The sequence below is a fragment of the Ancylomarina salipaludis genome (assembly GCF_004122035.1).
Taxonomy (GTDB): Bacteria; Bacteroidota; Bacteroidia; order Bacteroidales; family Marinifilaceae; genus Ancylomarina; species Ancylomarina salipaludis.
This window is the reverse complement of record NZ_SAXA01000009.1, coordinates 50958-73752: the sequence shown is the minus strand read 5'-3', so window position 1 is coordinate 73752 and position 22795 is coordinate 50958. Positions and strand designations below refer to the sequence as shown.

16 protein-coding genes and 1 riboswitch are annotated in these 22795 nt (G+C 36.8%); of the genes, 5 read left to right on the top strand and 11 right to left on the bottom strand.

The genetic code is table 11. The features are described 5' to 3' along the window. Positions 1-95: 95 nt before the first annotated feature. From porM to topA, 5 genes are all read right to left on the bottom strand, one after another. Entirely contained in the window at positions 96-1649 is a 1554-nt protein-coding gene (porM, locus tag EO244_RS10835) for a type IX secretion system motor protein PorM/GldM (RefSeq protein ID WP_129254698.1), read from the bottom strand. 30 nt (positions 1650-1679) lie between these two features. After that, complete coding sequence (gene porL / locus EO244_RS10830) at positions 1680-2627, bottom strand: type IX secretion system motor protein PorL/GldL (RefSeq protein WP_129254697.1); 948 nt, start codon at positions 2625-2627, stop codon at positions 1680-1682. Between the two features lie 31 nt (positions 2628-2658). Further along, positions 2659-3993, bottom strand: coding sequence for a T9SS ring complex lipoprotein PorK/GldK (gene porK / locus EO244_RS10825; protein WP_129254696.1), 1335 nt, complete (start codon positions 3991-3993; stop codon positions 2659-2661). Between the two features lie 45 nt (positions 3994-4038). Beyond that, positions 4039-4956: a PorP/SprF family type IX secretion system membrane protein gene (locus EO244_RS10820; RefSeq protein ID WP_129254695.1), complete on the bottom strand. Its 918-nt coding sequence runs from the start codon at positions 4954-4956 to the stop codon at positions 4039-4041. Positions 4957-5213: 257 nt separating this feature from the next. Beyond that, the gene (gene topA / locus EO244_RS10815) at positions 5214-7643 is read right to left on the bottom strand and encodes a type I DNA topoisomerase (RefSeq protein WP_129254694.1); all 2430 of its coding nucleotides are present in this window, start codon (positions 7641-7643) and stop codon (positions 5214-5216) included. A gap of 219 nt (positions 7644-7862) precedes the next feature. On the opposite strand from topA, the gene EO244_RS10810 reads away from it, so the two are divergent. Beyond that, a complete protein-coding gene (locus tag EO244_RS10810) occupies positions 7863-10238 on the top strand; it encodes a penicillin-binding protein 1A (protein WP_129254693.1) in 2376 nt (791 codons plus the stop codon). 44 nt (positions 10239-10282) lie between these two features. After that, a riboswitch (cobalamin riboswitch) is annotated at positions 10283-10482 on the top strand. A gap of 239 nt (positions 10483-10721) precedes the next feature. Further along, entirely contained in the window at positions 10722-12056 is a 1335-nt protein-coding gene (locus EO244_RS10805) for a sigma-54-dependent transcriptional regulator (protein ID WP_129254692.1), read from the top strand. Here the strand turns inward: EO244_RS10805 and EO244_RS10800 are convergent. Next, a complete protein-coding gene (locus EO244_RS10800; RefSeq protein WP_129254691.1) occupies positions 12053-14584 on the bottom strand; it encodes an ATP-binding protein in 2532 nt (843 codons plus the stop codon). The two genes, EO244_RS10805 and EO244_RS10800, sit on opposite strands and share 4 nt — an antisense overlap. 296 nt (positions 14585-14880) lie before the next feature. Between EO244_RS10800 and EO244_RS10795 the strand changes: the two genes are divergently transcribed. The 3 genes from EO244_RS10795 to EO244_RS10785 all read left to right on the top strand — a co-directional run bounded on the left by EO244_RS10795 (position 14881) and on the right by EO244_RS10785 (position 17471). Continuing rightward, entirely contained in the window at positions 14881-15735 is an 855-nt protein-coding gene (locus EO244_RS10795) for a Cbp1 family collagen-binding glycoprotein adhesin (protein WP_129254690.1), read from the top strand. Positions 15736-16064: 329 nt separating this feature from the next. Further along, positions 16065-16919, top strand: coding sequence for a Cbp1 family collagen-binding glycoprotein adhesin (locus EO244_RS10790; RefSeq protein ID WP_129254689.1), 855 nt, complete (start codon positions 16065-16067; stop codon positions 16917-16919). Positions 16920-17090: 171 nt separating this feature from the next. After that, positions 17091-17471: a hypothetical protein gene (locus EO244_RS10785; protein WP_129254688.1), complete on the top strand. Its 381-nt coding sequence runs from the start codon at positions 17091-17093 to the stop codon at positions 17469-17471. A gap of 78 nt (positions 17472-17549) precedes the next feature. Here EO244_RS10785 and EO244_RS10780 read toward each other — a convergent pair whose 3' ends face one another. The 5 genes from EO244_RS10780 to EO244_RS10760 all read right to left on the bottom strand — a co-directional run bounded on the left by EO244_RS10780 (position 17550) and on the right by EO244_RS10760 (position 22773). Continuing rightward, a complete protein-coding gene (locus EO244_RS10780; RefSeq protein WP_129254687.1) occupies positions 17550-18359 on the bottom strand; it encodes an ion transporter in 810 nt (269 codons plus the stop codon). A gap of 129 nt (positions 18360-18488) precedes the next feature. Further along, positions 18489-19442 carry a mevalonate kinase family protein gene (locus EO244_RS10775; RefSeq protein WP_129254686.1) on the bottom strand — a complete coding sequence of 318 codons (954 nt, stop codon included), beginning with the start codon at positions 19440-19442 and terminating at the stop codon, positions 18489-18491. Between the two features lie 9 nt (positions 19443-19451). Beyond that, entirely contained in the window at positions 19452-20489 is a 1038-nt protein-coding gene (locus EO244_RS10770) for a diphosphomevalonate/mevalonate 3,5-bisphosphate decarboxylase family protein (protein WP_129254685.1), read from the bottom strand. Between the two features lie 15 nt (positions 20490-20504). Then, entirely contained in the window at positions 20505-21440 is a 936-nt protein-coding gene (locus EO244_RS10765; protein WP_129254684.1) for a GYDIA family GHMP kinase, read from the bottom strand. Between the two features lie 7 nt (positions 21441-21447). Next, positions 21448-22773, bottom strand: coding sequence for a hydroxymethylglutaryl-CoA reductase (locus EO244_RS10760; protein WP_129254683.1), 1326 nt, complete (start codon positions 22771-22773; stop codon positions 21448-21450). Between the last annotated feature and the right edge of the window lie 22 nt (positions 22774-22795).

Sequence of the window (22795 nt, the reverse complement as noted above, 5' to 3'; positions counted from 1 at the left end):
CCGACTCATATCCTAAGAGTTGACAATCTATTCTTCATTAATACAATTTACTCAATTAGAATAAACCGATAATATTATAAATATTCCGTCGAGAATTATTTAACTCTAAACGATATTGCGGGAAGATTACGAATTGAACCATCTGGTCCAACAGCCTTAATATCCTCAATATAAACTTTCTGATTTCGTCTTAAATTTTTCAACAGCTTGCTCTGTGCCGGTGTAAAATAATCAGAATTTGATTTCTCATCTCTGGTAAACCCTTTCACCTGAGTTGATACGGTAAAGCTTTTAATTTTAAATTTTAAATCAAAATCAAAATTATCCATCACAGCATCAACACCCGTTTGAACTTCTAAAAGGTTTTTATTAATAGAACCTCCATTTTTGCCAGCAACCATAGCAACCGGATCCGGGATTGGTTTAACTCTGAATTCTACAGATTTTAGTGAACGCCACTTACCATCCATTTTCCCTTCGACCAACACGTTTGCTATTTTACCAACCACCTTAGGTCTTGCAATGTAACCTTTTCCATTTTTAATTAAAACACCATTATCAACGGTAGCTCTTACATTATCCGCAGTAAAACCCGGGGCAGATACACTTACAGGATTATCAACACCTGCATAAAACACATTCATCTTAGTTGGTGAAACAACAACTTGAGGTTCGCTAACAATATAATCTTCCTCAAACTTATATGAGGTCACATTTCCGGATGGGGATGTGTAATAAACAACACCACCCCAGGAATGCTTTCCTAAATCAGTAGCCTTTTTCCTGTAGATTCCCCGTCTGGTAATCGGATCAAAATTCTTTAACTCACCTCCACCATTAAGTGTGATCTTAGGATTTAAGGTTGTATCAATAGCAGCCAAAAACACTTCGGCTTCGTACATATCACCTTTCAAAACAAAATTTGATTTAGAAATCACTTCTGCATTCAATTTATTGAAAGGAAACGATTCAGCTTCAATCTGATTAAACAGATACTTAACCACATCAGATTCTACCGAACGAATATCCGTCTGTAATTTGGATAAAAGCGTTACGGCCCCCACTAAAGGAATGTGTGCAAACTGCAAAGATTCCCATGAATAGGCAGGATCACCTGCTTTTTTCTTTGGAGGATCATCTGTGTTCAAATTCTGAGAGATGGTATGTTTAAACGTACTATCCTTTTCTGGTATTAGGTTTAAAATATGTTCTCTAAAATCAGTTATTTGTTTTTTTAATACTTTTCCTTCGCCCCCCACAATCATCACTTGGGCGGCAACATCAATATTATCTTTCTTCTGTATACTATCCAATCGACCTTCAGGGCCATCAGCGATTTTAACCAATTCAACTTTATAGTTTTGTAACTCTTTGCACAAATCATTCGACATTCCCCTAATCTCCATAGCCTTATCCCAAGATGCCTGCACCTTGTTCGGATTTGCATCCAAAGCCATCTTAAAGTCACTGTAAATGATTTTGTTTTTATCTTCAAAAGTTCGAACAGTTTGCGCTAAACCGTTATCGATTATAGTAAAAGCATCCAATACCTCATTTGATACATTTATCGCCAACATTGCTGTCAGGAATAAATACATCATACCGATCATCTTCTGCCTTGGTGTCTCTTTACAATTCGATGCTCCCATATTAGCTCAAATAGAAATTTTTACTCTTTATTAATTTTTATTCTTACTAATATCCAAAGCACTCAACATGTTACCATAAACTGAGTTCAGAGCGGACAAACGTTGATTTAAAGCTTCGGTTTCCTGACGATATACTTTCGTGTTATCAAGAGTCACATTCAAATTCTGAACAATTTCATTGAAATTTTCCTGAACGCGTCTGCCTTCTTCAATTTGCTCACTTGAATGCTTCAACTGCAATTCAAAAACCGAATTTAAAGACGATAGTTTTTCATTTAATTTGGCCATTGATTCAGCATAATTTTTACCGCTCTCTGAAATATGTGAGAAATTCCCATTTAAACTAGCCTTAAAATCTTCATAAGTATTCAACAACTGATCTCCTGACTCCTGAACCCGACCAGAGAATATTTTCCCATTTGCTGAAATATCTGAAGCCAATTGATTGTAGGATTTACTTAATTCTGATGCCGATTCTGAAATCTCCGTTGATGAAGAATTATATGTTTCAGAAAGCGTTCCCACTGATTTGCTGGCATTTCGAAGTGTTTCAATATATCCTTCCGTCGCTACAGCTGCTTCTGAAATATCAGAAATACGCTCTGCTGCATCAGTCAATTTACCTAATCCTCTGCTTAGATTTGTAAGCTTACTTGAATCGATACTCACATTCTCAAGGAATGATTGCAATTCGTCCAATCCTTCAACTTTAAGACCTCCGGAAGTTTCCCGTGGATCCAATCCGATCAATTCTGGATAAACCAAACTCCAATCTGGTTCTTCATGTGGTGGTTCAAAAGCCGAAAAGAAAAAGATGATAACCTCGGTAAGCATCCCAACAGTTAATAATGTACCTGCATGGGCCCAATGTTGGATCTTGAAAAGAGCACCTAATAAAACAACAGACGCACCCCAACCATACACGTAACCCATAAATCTTTTCCACCTTGGAGATTCGACTAATTCGGTAATATTCATAATAGATTGTTTAGAATAGTATTATTTTCAATTATTTCATATGACGTGTTCTAACACATCTGAATCCTATAAACGACTTAGCAGTATCCTGATACTCATAACTAGAGACACCGCATTGCAGGAAGTATCCAACATCCTTCCATGATCCTCCTCTAACAACTTTTCTTTTTAGAGCTGGAGGATCACTTGGTAAAGCATTATACTGATAATTTGGATTCATATCGTGTGTAAAGCTATATGCTGACTCTGCATACACAGCTGAAGTCCATTCTGCGACATTACCAGCCATATCGTAAAGCCCGTATCCATTAGGCTCGTATGTTCCAACCGGAAGTGTTACTAAACCTCCATCATCAACATAATTTCCTCTTAATGGTTTGAAGTTTGCCAGAAAACAGCCTTTTTCATTACGTGTATAATCACCTCCCCATGGGTAAAGGTTCAGTGCAATACCACCACGTGCAGCATATTCCCACTCAGTTTCTGTTGGCAAACGGTATTCAGGGACTGAATATTTTCCTGCTTTTCGAAGAGCTGAGTTATGCAATTCTGTTCTCCAACGGCAAAAAGCACGAGCTTGTTTCCAACTCACCCCAACTACCGGGTATTCATCAAAAGATGGGTGCCAAAAATATTGCTCAGCCAAAGGCTCATTGTAAGAGTATGTAAAATCGTGAATCCAGCTTAAGGTATCCGGATAGATATTCAAACTTTCTTTAATAATAAACGACGACCTGTCTTCAATCTTCTTACGTCCTCCCTGATAATCATCAACTAAACCTTCATATTCGCCAGTTTCACTATTATATCGATTGGACAAAAGTGCAGCTTGTTTAAAATCAACCCACTGGAAAGAATAAATCAATTTGCGGGCATCAATCTCTTTTCTACTTGAAAATCTTTCATGTTCAGGCACAAACATCTCGTTAAGAAGTTCTGCATATTCCTCATTATCCCACTCAATTTCTTTGTCCCAATTTAAAGTAGGTGGCTCAATTGGGTTCCCCTTAGCATCTTCGGTGTTTAAAAACTCATCAAACTGCTCACCAAGTTTGGTTCGGGCTATTGAATCACGTACCCACTCAACAAACTGACGGTACTCATTATTGGTAATCTCAGTTTCATCCATCCAAAAAGCTCCAACTGAAACACGTTTTGATTGAGAATTTAACGCCCAGGTTGCATCCTGATCGTTAATACCTTGAGTAAAACTTCCACTTGGAATGAGAACCATACCATGAGGAATAGGTTCTAAATATTTCCCTCTGTGAGATGCTCCAACCAATTCGCCACCTTCGTTTCGACGAATACAGCTAGATAATCCTAATAGAAAAACAACTCCGATAAATACAACAAGTTTATTCATAACTCTATGATTCGTGCTATGCACTGATTTTTTAATACATTTCTACTACAAAAAGCGAATACTCTTATATTTTTGCTTACGCTTAATTAGACTCGGTGTAAAATGATAAGCCGCCATAAATTCAAATGATGGCTTTTTAATATCTGATACTGACACGTCATATGCAACGCCAATGTCTAATCCATTTTTAAATAATATGCCTGCTAAAAAAACAATAGCGTCGTCTACTCTATAGGAAACGCCACTACGGTATTTTTTATTGTATACAACATTTGTATTGATATCATACTGAGACATTCTGCCATCTGTTTTATAGAAAAAAGACGGTATAATATCAACCTGATTGGTTAAATCATATTTGTAACCTCCCATGATATAATAATGTCTATACAAATAGATCTTATTTTTTTCATTAAAAGCCACGTTTGGCTTATTAATATGCGTTGATGATGCTCCTAAATATAATGTTTTACTTCGATAATAAAAACCCATACCTGCATCAAAAACCATCTTACTCGCATCAGTACTTCCTCCGTTTAAAAGCTCATCACCTTCATCCCAAGCTTTCCATTTCCCATTCAAAGCATTGTTTTGTAAACCAACACTTAAACCCGCATTCAAAACACCTTTAAATATCTTAAATTGATAGGCGTATTGAAATTTAATGTTCGTTTTATTCTCTGGACCTAACTTATCACTCATTACCGTTAAACCCAAACCATGCATTCTTCTTCCAATTTTTAATGGAATATTTCCATTAAAAGCTGTAGAAACTGGCGCATCTTCAAAGCCCATCCATTGCTGACGATTAATGATTGAACCTGTCATCTCATCACCAACACCTGCAAAGGCTGGATTAAACGTAAGTAAATTATACATATTCTGACTGAACTGAGGATCTTGCTGAGCTTTCGACACCAAACTAATTCCAACAGCCAATATGATGAAAAATATTTTTCTCATAAATTAGAAACAGATTCAATACTAATGATAATCTGGTTTGTCGTAAAGTAAGCAATAATATTCATCTTATACAAGCTTCATCAAAGTAGAAGGCCCATTAGTCAAACAAAACACGTACCTCACATTCAAATAAGCGTCCTATAAAATTACAACTATTTAGAAATTCATCATATTGATTCACAAATAATTTCAAAAAAAAAGAACCCTCTGAAATGTATCATTGGGTTCTTTATTCCTAAAAACTTTTGCTCAAAATTTTATTCAATCTTTTTTACACTTGCCTTTTTCTTTGCAGTTGTTGCCTTTTTAGCGGTCGTTTTCTTCTTGGCCGGTGCCTTTTTCTTTACGGCAGTAGTCTTCTTAACGGCCGTCGTTTTTTTCTTCTTTTGAGGTCCTTCTTTGATAATTTTTAAACAATCTTCAAAAGAAAGGGATTTAGGATCGATGTCCTTAGCCAATCTGTAGTTTTCTTTTTGATAAGAAATATAGGGCCCCCATCTCCCGTTTAATATCTGAAGTTCTGCATCCTCTTCAAAAGACTTGATATGCTTCAAACGATCTTTTTCCCGCTTTTCTTCAATCAAAACAATAGCACGATCTAAATCAATAGTCATTGGATCATCCACATCCTTGTGTAAAGATGCAAATTTACCATCGTGACGCACATAAGGTCCAAATCGACCTACAGCAACCACAACTTTTTTATCTTCGTAAAGTCCCAGGTCTCTAGGCAATTTAAATAAATCGATAGCCTCTTCCAAAGTGATTGTCTCCAAATGCTGACCTGTTCTTAAACTGGCAAACTTTGGTTTTTCCTCATCCCCTTCAGTGCTTTCACCAAGCTGCGCCATTGGTCCATAACGACCAATACGAACCAGAATTGGCTTGCCCGTTTTAGGATCTTCACCTAAAATACGCTCTCCGGTTGACCGTTCTGAATTTTCAATTGTTTTCTCAACATTTTCGTGAAATGGGAAATAAAACTTCCCAATCATCTCATACCATATTGAATTCCCCAAAGCAATCTCGTCGAACTCCTTCTCAACATCGGCAGTAAAGTTGTAGTTCATGATATTTGAAAAATGCTTTATAAGAAAGTCAGTAACCACCATTCCAATATCTGAAGGGAATAATTTTTTATTCTCAGCACCGGTAATTTGAGTATTCAGCTCTTCATTTATGATGTTATCAACCAAATTAAGAACTTCAAACTGACGCTGAACGCCATCACGAGATTCTTTAACCACATAGCCTCGGTTCTGAACCGTCGTAATTGTAGGTGCATAAGTTGATGGACGACCAATTCCCAAATCTTCAAGCTTCTTAACCAAACTTGCCTCGGTATAACGCGGAGGACGAAGTGTAAAGTTCTGAACGGCCTTGATAAATTCATTCTCAAGTTTATCTCCAACACTTACCTGTGGAAGAAGCGATTCTTCTTGTTTTTGTTCTTCATCGTCAGTCGATTCCAAATAAACCTTAAGGAAACCTTCGAATTTAATCATCTCACCAGTTGCAACAAACTTATCATCATTGGTAGAAATACTGATTTTGATATTTGTTTTCTCCAGTTTGGCATCACTCATTTGAGAAGCTATAGTTCGCTTCCAAATCAAATCGTAAAGGCGCTTCTCATTAGATTCTCCCTCTATATGATCCTTATTTAAATAAGTCGGACGAATAGCCTCGTGAGCCTCCTGAGCACCTTTGCTCTTTGTGCTGTATTTTCTAATTTTCACATAGTCGGCACCATGCAAACGTGTAATTTCTTCTTTTGCTGTTTTTAAAGCCGTTTCCGATAGGTTTACCGAATCGGTTCTCATATAGGTAATATTTCCTGCCTCGTACAAACGCTGAGCAACTGTCATTGTTTGTGATACCGAAAATCCTAATTTACGACTGGCTTCTTGTTGCAAAGTCGATGTTGTAAAAGGTGCAGCGGGTTTTCTCAATGAAGGTTTCTTCACAATATCATCGATATGATATTCTGCATTTTTACAAGACTCCAAAAACTGAAGGGTTTCTTCTTTTGTATCGAATCGCTTAGGCAATTCCGATTTTAAAATCTTCTTGGAACCATCTTTATCGGTTACTAAAAAATGGGCAACAACCTTAAAAAATGATTTCGATTTAAAAGCCATAATCTCGCGTTCTCGTTCAACAATCAAACGAACAGCGACTGACTGAACACGTCCTGCTGATAAAGAAGGTCTTACCTTCTTCCACAAAACCGGAGAAATTTCAAAACCTACCAGTCGGTCAAGAATTCGACGTGCCTGTTGTGCATTTACCAGGTTATCATCGATCTGACGTGGATTCTCCACAGCATTCAGAATCGCATCCTTGGTAATTTCGTGAAATACAATACGCTTTGTATTCTCTTTTTTTAATTTAAGTTCCTCAAACAAGTGCCAGGCAATAGCCTCTCCCTCGCGGTCCTCATCGGAAGCAATCCATACGGTCTTCGCATCCTTCGCCAACTTCTTTAGTTCTGTTACAACTTTCTTTTTGTCCGTCGAAACAATATATTTCGGGGTAAAGTTGTTCTTGATATCAATACCAAAATCCTTTTTGTCAAGGTCTCTGATATGCCCAAAACTGGACTTTACAAGAAAACTCTCACCTAAAAACTTCTCAATTGTTTTCGCCTTTGCAGGGGACTCAACAATAACTAAATTCTCTACCATCGCATCACTATTTATGGAAAATCGTGCTCTAAAATTTTGTGCAAAGTAAAAACATATGCGCCCTAAGTTCCAAATTTTATGATACTAATTTTCAAAACAGCTTATTTTAGGTGGCTTATTTTAAGGCAAAACTTACCCAATCGAGTTGTTGTTTTATTTACTATTTTTACAAACCAATTGCACGTAAACAAAGCCAAACATCAAATAATTTTAGATATTATGACTGAGTCAGATCTTAACAAAACAGATAAAAAACCTAAGGGATCTAAAAATTTCAAAAAATACATCATTACATTTTGGGCATTATTCTCATCCGTAGTACTGGCTGTATTCTTCTTATTTATGGGTGTATCAAACGGAAATTTTGGCTTTATGCCTAGTTTTGAGGAACTTGAGAATCCAAAAAATAGTTTAGCTACCGAAATTTACTCTGCAGACAAGGTGCTTCTTGGCAAATTCTACTTCCAAAACCGAAGTTTTGTGAAATACGAAGATTTATCGCCTGATATGGTGCATGCCCTTGTTGCCACAGAAGATGCCCGTTTCTACGATCACTCTGGTATCGATTTAATTGGTCTGGCTCGAGTTGCAAAAGGACTTGTAACGGCAAACAAAAATGCTGGTGGGGGAAGTACGCTTTCACAACAGTTAGCAAAAATGCTGTTCCCAAGAGAACAATTCAGTAACAAATTAGACATTGTCTTCAGAAAATTCAGAGAGTGGGTGATCAGTGTAAAACTTGAACGAAGTTATACCAAAGACGAAATTCTTACCATGTATTTAAATAAATATGACTTCTTAAATCTAGCTGTCGGTGTAAAATCTGCTGCACATGTCTATTTTAATACAACTCCGGATTCTCTAAAAATAGAACAATCTGCCATGTTGGTTGGGATGGCTAAAAACTCATCCTACTACAATCCCCTTCGTCGTCCGGAACTAACTCTTGACAGGCGTAATGTCGTTTTAAACCAGATGGTGAAATACAATTATCTGAGTCAACAACAATACGATTCTTTAAAATTGCTTCCTCTGGGACTCGATTATCAAAAAGTAGATCACCGAAGAGGTAGTGCAACATATTTCAGAGAATATCTGAGAACTTCACTTACAGCAAAAAAACCAGAGCGTGAAAACTACCCATCCTGGAATCTGCAACGTTTTATTGAGGATTCATTGGAGTGGAAAAATAATCCGTTTTACGGATGGTGTAATAAAAATACAAAGGCTGATGGCCAGCCATACAATATTTATAAAGATGGCTTAAAAATATACACAACCATCGATTCCCGTATGCAAAAATATGCCGAACAAGCCGTAAAAGAACATTTAGGCCTCGACTTACAAGCTGCATTCGACAATGAAAAGAGATTTCATAAAAACCCTCCATTCTCTGATGATTTGAATGATGAAGAAGTTGAAGGGAACCTAATCTCATCAATGAAACGAAGTGAAAGATATCGGGTGTTAAAAAATCAGGGAATTTCTACTGATTCCATTAAGAGTATTTTTGAAACACCAACTGAAATGAGAATCTTCACTTGGAAAGGCGAGCGCGATACCATTCTCTCACCAATGGACTCTATGCTTTATTATAAAGGGTTTCTTAGAGCTGGGTTCATGTCTATGGTTCCACAAACAGGAGAAGTGAGAGCCTATGTGGGTGGTCCAAACTACAAACACTTTATGTACGACATGGTAACCCTTGGGAAACGTCAGGTTGGTTCTATCATAAAACCTTTCCTGTATACAGTAGCAATGCAAGAAGGACTGACTCCATGTGATAAAGTTCCAAACATTCCACAAACTTTTGATGTGGGTGATGGCACCACCTGGACTTCAAGAAACTCGACCAGCAAACGCGAAGGTGAAATGGTAACCCTTAAATGGGGTCTTGCCAATTCAGTCAATAATATTTCGGGTTGGGTTTTGAAACAATTCAAACCGCAAACCGTTGTGAATATGGCAAAGAAAATGGGAATTATTAGTCGAATCGATCCGGTTCCTTCTGTCTTTCTGGGAACATCCGAAATTACTGTGCGCGAAATGGTGGGTGCCTATGGAACTTTTGCCAACAAAGGGGTTTATATTAAACCTCGTTTTATCACAAAAATTGAAGACAGCAGAGGAAACGAAGTTGCACATTCTATCCCACAAAAACATGAGGTGATGAGTGCCAAAACAGCTTATCTAATGACCAATTTACTCGAAGGCGTCGTTCAACAAGGTACAGCCCGACGTCTTGGATGGAAATATGATCTTCGCAACCCTATGGGAGGAAAAACAGGAACAACACAAAACCATTCTGATGGTTGGTTTATGGGAATTACGCCTAATCTTGTTTCGGGTGTTTGGGTTGGTGCTGAAGACAGAGCCATCCACTTTGAAGGTATTAGCTTAGGACAGGGTGCTAATATGGCTCTCCCAATATGGGGTCTTTATATGCAAAAAGTATATGCTGATGAAAGTTTAAACATTTCAAGGGGTGATTTTGAAAAGCCTGAAGGGTTCAATATTGATTTAGATTGTGACACACAATCATCAAACCCTGGAAATAAGGGTTTAATTCAAAATGAAGAAGAGGATTTCTTTTAAAATCAGTCATCTGGAATAATTGGCCGTTTATCTATTTTTGATTAAACTTGCAGAACGATTTGGGTTCCGAAAGGAATAATAGGGAATCCTGTTAAAAACAGGAGCTGTCCCCGCAGCTGTAATTCTCGGTTCGACACAGTTCGAATCCATATTTTGAACGAAAGACCACTGTCCGCCTGAGGTGAACGGGAAGGTGTTCAAAGTTGAGATAAGCCAGAAGACCTGCCTGTAATCATGAGTTTAGCTTTCGGGTAAGAAAAGCAGAAAGTCAACATAACCTTTCACTTTTTGACGCAAGCAGAGTGGATCTTTGCCATAGATTTGCTCATGAAAATTCATAAGTAACTGTTATAAGGATTGTAAAATTGCTCAAGCAAGCTTACAATCCTTTATTTTTTTTCGAACTCATAGTCTTCCGTCAAAGCTTTTTAATTAATTTTGTTTAAATTGACTATCTCAGTTAAGCATCACCATAAGCTCATTATGAATAAAATCCTCATTATAGACGATGATCCTACGATCTGTATTATGCTTCAAGGCCTTCTCAAAAAGAAAGGTTATGAAACGGATACCGCCTTTTCAGCCAATGAAGGATTAAAAAAATTTGGCAGCTTTAAACCCAAACTGGTTATTAGTGATTTTCGCTTACCCGATATTAATGGCCTTGATCTTCTCAAACAGATCAAGAGTTTGAATCCGCACATCCCGGTTATTATCATGACCTCTTATGCAGAGATTCGAACTGCTGTGAATGCTATCAAATTAGGCGCATACGAGTATGTCACCAAACCTCTCAATCCTGAAGAAATTTTGGTTCTAATCAAATCTGCAATTGAAAAATCGAAAATTGTAGAGAAGGTTGATAAGCCGAAAAAAATCGAATTTATTCGTGGCAAAAGTCCCAATTCAGTCCAAATCGATCAATATATCAGTTTGGTTGCTCCTACTGATATGTCCGTAATTATTGAAGGCGAAAGCGGAACAGGAAAAGAAATCGTTGCCCGAAGAATTCATGAAGCCAGTGCTCGGAAAAATAAAAACTTCGTCGCAGTAGATTGCGGCGCCCTTTCAAACGAATTAGCCGGGAGCGAACTTTTCGGACACAACAAAGGCTCTTTTACTGGCGCTATCTCTGATAAAAAAGGACAATTTGAACATGCTAAAGGAGGAACTCTCTTTTTAGATGAAATAGGAAATCTATCCTACGAAATTCAGATCAAACTTTTAAGAGCTATTCAAGAGAAAAAAATCAGGCAGCTGGGAAGCAATGATGATATTGATACAGATGTTCGAATTCTGGTTGCCACCAACGAAGATCTGATTAAAGAGGTGAATAATTCAAATTTCAGGGAAGACCTTTATCACCGATTGAATGAATTCAAAATTTCAGTTCCTGCTCTTCGGGATCGAAAAGAAGATATCAAACTATTTGCCGATAACTTTCTTCAACTTTCAAATCAGGAGCTAAATAAAAATATCAACGAATTTTCGGATGAATTTATTCAAAAACTGAAAGCTTATAACTGGCCTGGTAATTTACGTGAACTTAGGAATGTGATTCGCAGAGCCCTCCTTTTAAGTACAGGAGACCGTGTTGAAACATCAGCTCTGCCCCCTGAAATTTTACACTATCAGGAAACATCAAGTATAGATAACAGCACAACAGATCTAAAATTAATTCAGGCTTCTACCGAGAAGGATAAAATTATTGATACCCTGAAAGAGGTCAATAATAATAAATCAAAAGCAGCCCGTTTACTCAATATCGACCGAAAAACCCTTTATACAAAAATGAAGCAATATGGTATTGAAGGCTAATCCTTCATCTCATTGATTTGTTCAAACACCTCATTCGAAATTTCTTCAAGCTTGGCAATAGCAATGTTCAACTCATCAGTATTCGAATAAATGGTATCTTCCTGATGGATCATTTTTTCCAGCTCAAGTAAAATTTCACTGGCTGATTCAATTTTAAGCTGTCGATATGAGCTCAGCATTCTGTGGGCAATTTCCCCCAATTGCATATAGTTCTCTTCTTCGCTTGCTTTTTTTAGAAGCAACAGGCTTTCTTTAGCAATACGAACAAAACTCGAAAGCACCTGGTGTATGAGCGTTTGGTCTGATGCTGTAAATTTTTCTATCTCTGATAAGTCGAATAACAAATGATTGGTTTCTTTTAAAGGAATCTCTTCCTCAATTGCACTCATCTCGACTTCAATTTTCAATTGCTCACAAAGTATCTCCAATAAAACGGATTCATCAAAGGGTTTCAATAAATAGGCTGACATTCCCTCTTTAATGTATTTGTCCAAATCGACCTGACGTACATTTGCAGTTAAAGCAATAATTGGCATTTCAGACTTCAAATCATTTCGAATATTTCGACTGAGCTCTACACCACCCATTTCAGGCATATGAATATCAGTCAATAAAATATCGTAAGCAGATTCTTTTAAGGATTTAAGTGCCTTTAAGCCATTGTTCACAAAGGTTGGTTCCAGCCCCCATCCCTTAAAAATAGTTTCCATTAAAAGGGAACTGTATTCATCATCTTCAGCGACCAAAATTCTCTTTTGTTTAAGCGCATCAGGAACCTTATTGATCTGTTTCAATACAGACTCCTCAGTTATGGCATCGCCTTTTTCTATTGGAAGCTCCAAACAAAACTCAGAACCTTTATCTAGTTCGCTAATAACTCTCAGATCGCCTCCCAACATTCGGGCTAATCGTCTACTGATAGAAAGTCCCAAACCTGTTCCGCCATATTTCCTTGCAGAAAAGGATTCTGCCTGACTAAAATCTTCAAACACATGTTCCAGCTTATCCGATGAAATGCCAATACCGGTATCAATCAGACTAACCTTAAACGTATACTTATCCCCCTCAGATTCCATTACAGCCTTAATTTTCACTGAGCCTTTCTCAGTAAATTTAATTGCATTCGAACCTAAATTCAGTAGAATTTGTTTTAAACGAAAAGGATCGCTGACAAAAGCATATTTCTCTTCACCCTCGTATTCCCATGAAAAATCCAGATTTTTCTTTTGTGCAGAATCACTTAAGAGATAATAAACCTCATGAATCAACTTTTTAGGCTCAAAACTCCGGGCTTCAATAACAAGTTTTCCAGCTTCAATTTTGGCAAAATCGAGTATATCATTCACCAAACCAAGAAGATGATTCGAGGAATTTTCAATAACCCCAACATACTTCGTTTGCTCAGCATTCATCTTTGTTTTTTCGAGCTGACGCGAGAAACCAATCAGGGCATTTAAAGGCGTCCGAATCTCATGAGTCATGGATGCCAAGAACTCTTCTTTAACCTTAGCCAGCTTTTCCGCTTTGGCCTTTGCAAGCATAAGTTGTCTCTTTAAATAATCAGACTTGGAGAGATCGAGAAGTGTAAAAACAATAAACAAAACACCCAAAATAAACCCAACAATAATTACAATTGTGATCATGATAATTGAATCCTGGGCAATTTGTTCGGTATGCTCAACTTTTTTATTTATATCTCTAATCTGTTGCTGTTCGAGCTCATTCAACAGTTTTTTAATCTTTTGCAGAATAATAGAATTCTCGTCAACCAACTTCAATTCTTCTTGCATCAGCCTTTCACGAGTCTGCTGTTCTTTCTTTCGGGAAGATTCAAGTTCTTCCTTGAAACTATTAAATAGACTGTCTTGCTTTAAAATATAACTGCTGTCAATTCCCACTTCCTGACGTTCAATCACACGATCGACAACCTCATATTTTGATTCCTTTGCTTTACCAAATCGAATTCCAAGAAAGCTTTTGGGTTTATCTATTTTTTTCTTGATCTTTTTTATCGTGTCAACAATGGTGCGTTTTGTAATTGAGCTCTCAAACTGAGTTCGTGAATACTGTGAAGCATCACTCAATTCTTTCAGGGCCTGTTCCGTATAGTTGATCCCTTCCTTTGTTTTTTTAATTTTAGCAAACTCATTCAATTTTTTTGATCGAACACCAATCAAATAGATCATCGAATCAATCATCTGTATCGAATGCGCATTTTGAATATTACTTAAACGCAACGAATCCAGTTCATCTTTAATAGACTCAACCTTCTCACCAAAAAGATTTAAATACTGATCTTTTTTCGTCAACGAGTAAACCCGAATATGATTTTCGGCTTCAGACAAGTCGGTAAGCAAATGATTCATCCGAGAAATCTCAGCATCAGGCTTTGATAGCAGGGAAACCGAATTCATTAATCTTTCATAACTTGATTGACCAATAAGTCCTGCACTTACAATTGCTATCAGCAACACCAGATAACCGGCTATCACTTTAAGTCTGATATATTGATCCTTTGATTTTACCATAGGGCTGGGTTCTGTTTGTAAACTACAAATTTAGAGGATTTTATAAATAAACTGCTGTTAAAAATTCACAATTGAGGATTTCTCCCTCAGTTTTGGCTAAATATTCCACACTTACATGCCATCATATTCGATTAAAATAATCTGGCACGGCATCAAACCACAATATCACACACTGATACACAATGCATTACAGTGAAATAAGAAATAAAAACAGCAGCATATTTTGCTTTTGGCACAGTATTTACAATACCAATCGCAGAAAATAACTAGAATCACATAATTAAAGAACTAAAAAAATGAAACGTATTTTTATTGCCTTATTAATCCTGCCTTTTTTTGTTGCTTGTAACCAAAAAGAGATCAAGCAACTTAAAGAACAAAATCAACTTCTAACAAAAACAGCCAATGAAAAAGAAGTTGCCATTAATGATTTTATAGCTAGCTTGAATTCTATAGAGGAAAACCTTGATATCATTAGAGAGAAAGAAAAAATTGTAACTGTTAACGCGGAAAACCCTGACCAATCGCAAAAGCAAAAGATTGCAAGTACGCTCACTTCTATCAACGATATCCTTGAACAAAACCGATTGAATATTGCTGATTTGGATAAGAAACTGAAAAACAGTTGGTACAAAAATTCTAAGTTGAGAAAATTAACCGATCGATTAAAAGCTGATATCGCCAAAAAAGAATCAGACATTATTGCAATGACTGAGCAGGTTGCAAATCTAAACATCAAAGTTGAGGGCTTGACAACAGATGTCTCAAATTTAAATACAACCGTTAATGATTTAAGCACAGAGAATAATGAAAAAGCTAAAATCATCGAAGAAAAAACCAATAAGCTAAATACAGTCTATTATGTTGTTGGTTCAAGCTCTGAACTGAAAGCTAAAAACATTATTTCAAAAAAAGGGGGTATTTTAGGAATTGCCTCAACAAGTGTTCTGAATGAAAACTTTGATACTGAAGCATTCAATCAGGTTGATAAAAGAGAACTTGCTTTAATTCCAATTGAAGGTGAAAAAGCTGAAGTGATTACAACTCACCCATTGAGTTCATATAAATTTGAAGCGGGCAAAGGATTAACAATTATTGATGCTGAACAATTTTGGGAATCTTCAAAATATCTTGTTGTTAAGGTACGCTAGTCGAATTTTACCCTAACTAAATATAAAGAAAGGTCATTCTTTCTGGTGACCTTTCTGTTTTTCTAACATATTTGATGCATTCAGTAAAATAAATTCCATACATAATTGAGTAATAGCACCACAATAGTGTAGAATTATTCCACAGTTTAATTCAGCCAGCTAAATCCAACATCCCGATGGCTAAACACTATAAAACACATAAACACTATAAACAAAGGCTATTACAACAGTAATTCAAATTCAATTTCATGGGAAAAATTTTATGGCACAGTATTTATTATATACAAACCAGAATTTATTTTGAATATTATATAAATTAGAACATGACTATGAAACGTATTATTTTTGCACTATTAATCTTGCCTTTTTTTGTTGCTTGTAATCAAAAAGAGTTGAAGCAACTTAAAGAACAAAATTTACAGCTTACTGAAACTGCTAAGCAGAAAGAAGTTGCTATTAACGAATTCATCGCTACTTTAAATTCTATTGAAGAGAATCTTGAAATCATTAAAGAGAAAGAAAAGATTGTAGCTGTTGATTCTGAAACTCCTACTAAATCTCAAAAGCAAAAAATTGCAAAAGATATCACTTCTATCAACAATTTGTTAGAGCAAAATCGTGCTAAAATTGCTGAATTAGATAAAAAACTTAAGAATAGCTGGTACCAAAACTCTAAGTTGAGAAAATTAACTGATCGTTTGAAAGCTGATGTAGCTCAAAAAGAAGCTGATATCGCTGCATTAAACGAGCAAGTTGCTAACCTTAACGTTAAAGTTGAAGGCTTAAATGCTGACGTTACTAAATTGAATACTGCAGTTACTGAATTAACTACAGAAAATGCTGATCAGGCAAAAACTATTAGCGAAACAACTACTGCGATGAACACTGCTTACTATGTAGTGGGTACAACTTCTGAGCTAAAAGCTAAGAATGTAATCACAACTAAAGGTGGTATCATCGGAATCGCTTCTGCTAAAGTTTTAAGCGAGAACGCAGATACAAAAGAATTTAAGAAAATTGATATCACTGAGACTACTTTGATTCCTGTTGAAGGAAAAGGTGTTAAATTGATTACTACTCACCCTTCAAGCTCTTATAAGGTTGAAGAAGGTAAGGGTATTACAATTACAAATGCTGACGAATTTTGGAAATCTTCAAAATTCCTAGTAGTTAAGGCTCGATAATCAATTCATGGTTGAGTTTTAAGGTTGTCCAAGAAAGGCTGTCCATTACGGACAGCCTTTCTTATTTTAAGGCCTTAGGAACTTAAGCCATTAAAATTTTCACAAAGTCTATTGCATAGATTGAATTAATTAGTATTTTTATTTATTCTAAATAAAATAAACAATTCAATTATGGACAAAGCACATAATATCAATAAAGTTTACGCCCTTATTCTTATCCTATTGGGCTTATTTGGTTTCATCATGAGGTATATGGAACTAGGGGATATGCAGTATACGGCATTAATTCCTGCTGTATTTGGTCTGATTCTATTCGCATTTACCAGAGGTATTAAAAATGAAAATGCGGTAATAGGACATCTGGCAGGCGTCTTCACCATCGTTTTGGTTGTAATGTCAAGCGTCATGATAACAAAAGGCTTAGTCGCTGAATTCAGCCTGGGAAGAAAACAGATTATCTTTCTTATTGTAATTGCAGGAGGGATTTATAGTCTTCGTTCACAATTTCTCTATTTTAGAGCACAACGCCGAAGAAAAGCGAAATTAAAATAGTCATCCAAACTATTCAAAAACAAATCCCGATCTACTGCTGTAGGTCGGGATTTGTTATTTTCTTGAATAACAGAGAAATCAATTCATATGATAATCAATTTCATGACCACAGTGTGGACATTTATCTTCAACCTTGTTTAGGCTTGGCTTCTCAATTTTATTCATAAAACCAGCACTTATTAAACCTGTTGGTAGAGCAACAATACCAATACCCAAAATGGCAATCAAACCGCTGATAAACTTACCTAAACCCGTTACCGGGTATACATCGCCATAGCCCACAGTCGTTAATGTAGCAATTGCCCACCAAAACGATTCTAATATATTGGGAAATGCTTCAGGCTGTTTATCGCCTTCGATGTAGTACATGATAAAAGAGGCAATCAATAAAATTAAAAAACTCAAAAAGCCTGTCACTGCCAGTTCCGATTTCTTTTCCTTGATAACCATCCATATTAAATTTAAGGAATCGTTATATCGATTCAACTTCAAAACCCTCAGGAAACGGGTTAATCTTAATGCCCTTAAAAATCTTAAATCAATTTTGATGAGCATAGGTAAAAAGAACGGAAGGATAGCAAACAAGTCAATCAATCCATAGGTTGAAAAGACAAAACGAAACAATGATTTCAAGCGGCTTTTAGAAGGATGAGTTAAATCGGAAACATAAAGCCTCATACAATATTCAACAGTGAAAATTATAATCGAAAAAACATTAAACCCATCTAAAAAAAAGGTGTATTCAGAATAGACTTCGGGCATCGATTCCAAGATCATCGCTATCAGACTCAATACAATCAGAGTCATTATAGAATAATCAAATAACAAATTATGTTTCCGCCCATGCGAGCCTTTTTCTACTAATCTGAATATACTTTCTTTAATCATCGAAATATCGTTTTGTAATTGAATTATCGAAGTTAACAAAAAGTATAAATTATTCAGATAATATATACGCTTAGCACATGTGTATTATTGCATAATATAGATGAAGAATATAAGAAATCACAACTGAAACTAATTGTTCTGATAAACCGTTACAATCTTGTGTCCCTTGTCCTTAAGTAATTCCTGAGTTTGGCTATAGTTTTGAGTAAATCCTAAGAGAAAACCGCCTCCACCCGAGCCACACAGCTTAAGTGAAAACATCTTATTTTCGAGACCCAATTCCCAGATAGCCAAAAATTCATCAGGAATCATCGATCGGAAATGTTCTAACTGAAAACTTGATAGTTTGGCCACATTATTGAAAAAGGGCGTCGATTCACCTTTTATCAACTCTTGAATACAGTTGTTATTAAGCGGAATAAATTCTTGTTTAATCTGCTCAGAATATTCTTCCTCCTCACATTTTTTAAGAAAAGCTTTTACCAAAGGGGCCGTATTCCCTTGCTTATCGGTATCAACGAGAAAAATAGCACTATCCTGACCAAATTTGCGACCTGGCAAGGTCACCAATTCAATTTTCTGCGAATTATGAATCAATAAGGGTAATTTTAAATACGAATTCAAAGGGTCCAGGCCAGAACTTTGTCCATGAAAGCCAGATTCCAGTTGGGAAAACTGAGCTTTTAACTCTGTAATCTGTTCTGTCTTGATAATTCGATTATTCGGAATCGCCTTTCGTGCATATTTCTTATAAATCGCCGCACATAAAGCACCCGAACTTCCCAAACCATAACTTTCGGGAATACTCGATTCAAAATACAAACCTTTAGCAATATCCCGATTTAATGCTTCAAGCTTAATTACATCATCAAGCTTATTCTCCTTTAAAAAAAAAGAGAATTTACTCAACTCCTCATTTGATCTGCGAGCAAATTGTCTATCGGTATATTTATTCTCATCGATAAAACTCAACTCCCCCTTGAAGTGCGTATAAGGAATGCTTAATCCCATTGAATTAAACAGAACAGCGTACTCCCCAAAGAGTAGAATTTTAGCGTAATATTGTTCAGGTCTACGATTCATTGTAAAGTCTTATTTAATTCTCGTGGGGCCATTCCCCATACCATCCTGAATATATTTACCATCTTCCAAAAGCTCAAGCAATTCCTCTTGTATAAAATTTTGAATGACTTTTTCGTCAGCTTTGGGATACAAAAGATGAATATTAGGACCCGCATCAAGTGTAAAACACAACGGTAATTGATTGGCATCACGAAAAGCTTTAATTCGATCGATGGCAGTGAGCGTATTGGGTTTTAATAAAGTGTACGATGGATTTGAACTCATCATCAAGCCATGTAAACTAAGGGCTTCGTTCTCGACAATACGTGCAAACTTATCGAAATCCCCCTCTTCTAAAACAAGCAACAAATCGGCCATATTCAGTCGAGCTTGATGAAAACGGGCATCCGCATAGGGGTGATTCTTCATCAGCCCATGCCCCGCGGTACTCGAAACTTTCTTAGGTGAGGAGTCAATCATTAAAATGGTATCCTGAAGTTCCTGAAAAACGGGATGAATGTTCTCTTTAAAAGGAATTGCAAAATAGTTTGAACTTTCGGTCTGCCCTTCAACCTCACCCCAAATGGCATATTGTCCAAATACTGAACGTGAGGCACTACCAGATCCTAAACGGGCAATTCGACTGGCTTTCTGAAGGAAAAAATCACGGGGCATCTCCATTTCATCAATAGCCTCCTGCATGCTGCAAAGACATAAAGCCAAAGCACTCATTGCAGAAGCTGAACTGGCGATACCTGCCGAATGAGGAAAAGTATTTGAACTTAATATCTTAAGTCGATATCGCCCCAAACATGGTAAATCATTTGAAAGAGAGGCAATAAATCTGCTCAATTTTTCTTCAAAAGCGTTATTTTCTTTCCCTTCAAAAAGATAGACAAGATCTTTGTCCCCTTCTTTTTTTAATGAATAGCTCAGTTCAAAACGAGATACAGACGCTTTTAAACTCATACTCAAAGAAGGATTACAAGGGAGTTGTTCCCCCATTTTCCCCCAATATTTAATTAATGCAATATTGGATGGACTTTCCCATATGATTGTATTTTCCATTTTAATCTGTTTTTTTTACACCTCATTTTCATCTTCGAGCACCATATTCTCCCAAGGAATAAGGGTTTCAAGGCCTTTAGATTCAAAATAATTTGTTAATCTTCTTTTATCCCAATCACTCCGAATCATAGCAAAATCTCCCCCCCAGGCACCTAAAGATTTTATCGACCCTTCAAAATCAGAGAATGCTTTCTGTTTCAAAGCCGGAATGCCTAATAAATTTGAGGTAATTGCTTCGTGCTCTTCAATAATCTTATCAAAATCCTTTGCCTTTTCAGCATCGAGAAGATGTAGAGACAAGGCCGATATTTCCTGAATTTCAGAAGAAAAATCCTTCTCTTGCTTAAGAAATCGTTTTACTTCGTTCTCCGATTTTTGCTTTTTACCTAAGTACAGAAAATAAATCTGTTCTTTAAATTCGGGAGAAAACATACAGGCCTCGTGCCAAATTCTATTTTTAGATCTTTGAAAAAGGATGGGGGTATCGTTCTGTGCGCAGGCAATATCGTAACCCGATGCCTTAGAAACTTTGGCAAGTAAATCAAAAGCATCAACCTGAGCCCATTGGGCCAAATTATTTATTAGAGTGGAACTGGACCCCAAACCCCAATTTCGATTGAAATTCAGTCGGGTTTCCAATTTAAACTGAGATTTCTTAAGAAAATCGGGATTCAAAATCATGGCTTGCCGTAAAAGCTCAAGAATAAATGCTTTTTCAACGGATATATCATTTTCTGAATTTAATATTTCATCAACAGAAAAATAAAAATTCAGCCATTGATTCTCATTCTCAAATGCCTGCCAGGTCAGACCTTCATCTGATTGGGGGTAGACAGCTAGTGATTGTCCATACTGAGTAGGGATAGCCAAAGACAAGGCACCTTTTAGCACCAAATACTCTGCTGTAATTAAGAGTTTCCCATTCGAATAAAAATACTGAGCTTGATCCAAATCCTGTTTATTTAGTGTTTCTAAGTGTATTCAGAAAATTTTCAACCTCACTGTAGCTCACCGTTGATTGAGCAAATCGGGTTTTAGCCATCAATTTCTCAGCTTTATTGGCATTAAAAGCATTCAAAAGGTTTGAAAGGTGCATCTTCATATGACCATGCTGAATACCTGTCGTTACCAATGAGCGAATCGCTCCAAAATTATTAGCCAATCCGGCCGCGGCAGTCAGCATCATCAAATCTCTCGAAGAAGGATCGCCTAAAAGTTCCAAGCCCAATTTTGCCAAAGGATGCAGTTTGGTTAGACCGCCAACCGTACCTAGGGCAAGAGGTAATTTCAATTCGTAACGAAAACGTCCGTCACTAATTTCAGCCTTAGTCAGACTCTTATATTTTCCAGTTTGTGATGCCCAGACGTGCGCATTGGCCTCAACAGCTCTAAAATCATTTCCTGTTGCCAAAACCACGGCATCCACACCATTTAAAATCCCTTTATTATGCGTACAAGCCCTGTAAACATCAAGCTCAGCAATTTGAGTTGCCTTTAAAAATTTATTGGCAAATACCTCTCCGGACATGCCATCGTAAACACCATCAAGATCTTTAATATCGCACTCAATCCAACATTCCACCAGGCAATCTGGTGTGTAGTTTGATAAAATAGACATGACAATTTCACATTCACGTTCCTCTACTGTCCAATCCTTTTGATTACGGATAAAGCTTTCAAGTGTACCAGCCATCATTTCCAGACAAGAATTGATGAAGTTAGCCCCCATGGCATCCAGAGTGTCAAAACTCACATGCAGTTGATAATAGTTCTCCAACTCATGACTCATATCGATTAACGACACATCAAGAATGCCACCGCCACGGCGTCGCATATTCGTCGTCAGGCTATGTGTAGCGCACATTAACTCCTTCTTCAAATCAGGGAAAACTTGCTTTAACCGATCGCTTTTCCCCTGCCACATGAAGTGAACCTGCCCCGTTTTTTCCACAGAAACAATTCTGGCATGAAAACCACCTCTGCCTGCCCAAAACTTGGCCGAACGAGAAGCTGCTGCAATCACAGAGCTTTCCTCAGTCACCATAGGAAGATGGTAAACCTTATTGTTGATTACAAAATTAGGCGCAATTCCAAAGGGAAGAAAAAAGTTAGACAATGTGTTTTCACTGATTTCATCCAACAGACTTTGTTGTTCCAGATCATTCAATCTGAAATAATCCAAATCGGCTTCAATCTGATCGCCTTTCCCACTAATCTCTCCCAGGTATTTCAACTTCTCAATCCGTGACAGTTTCGAAAACCCTTTTATTATCTTATTCTCCATAAGGATATAGCTTTACTACACT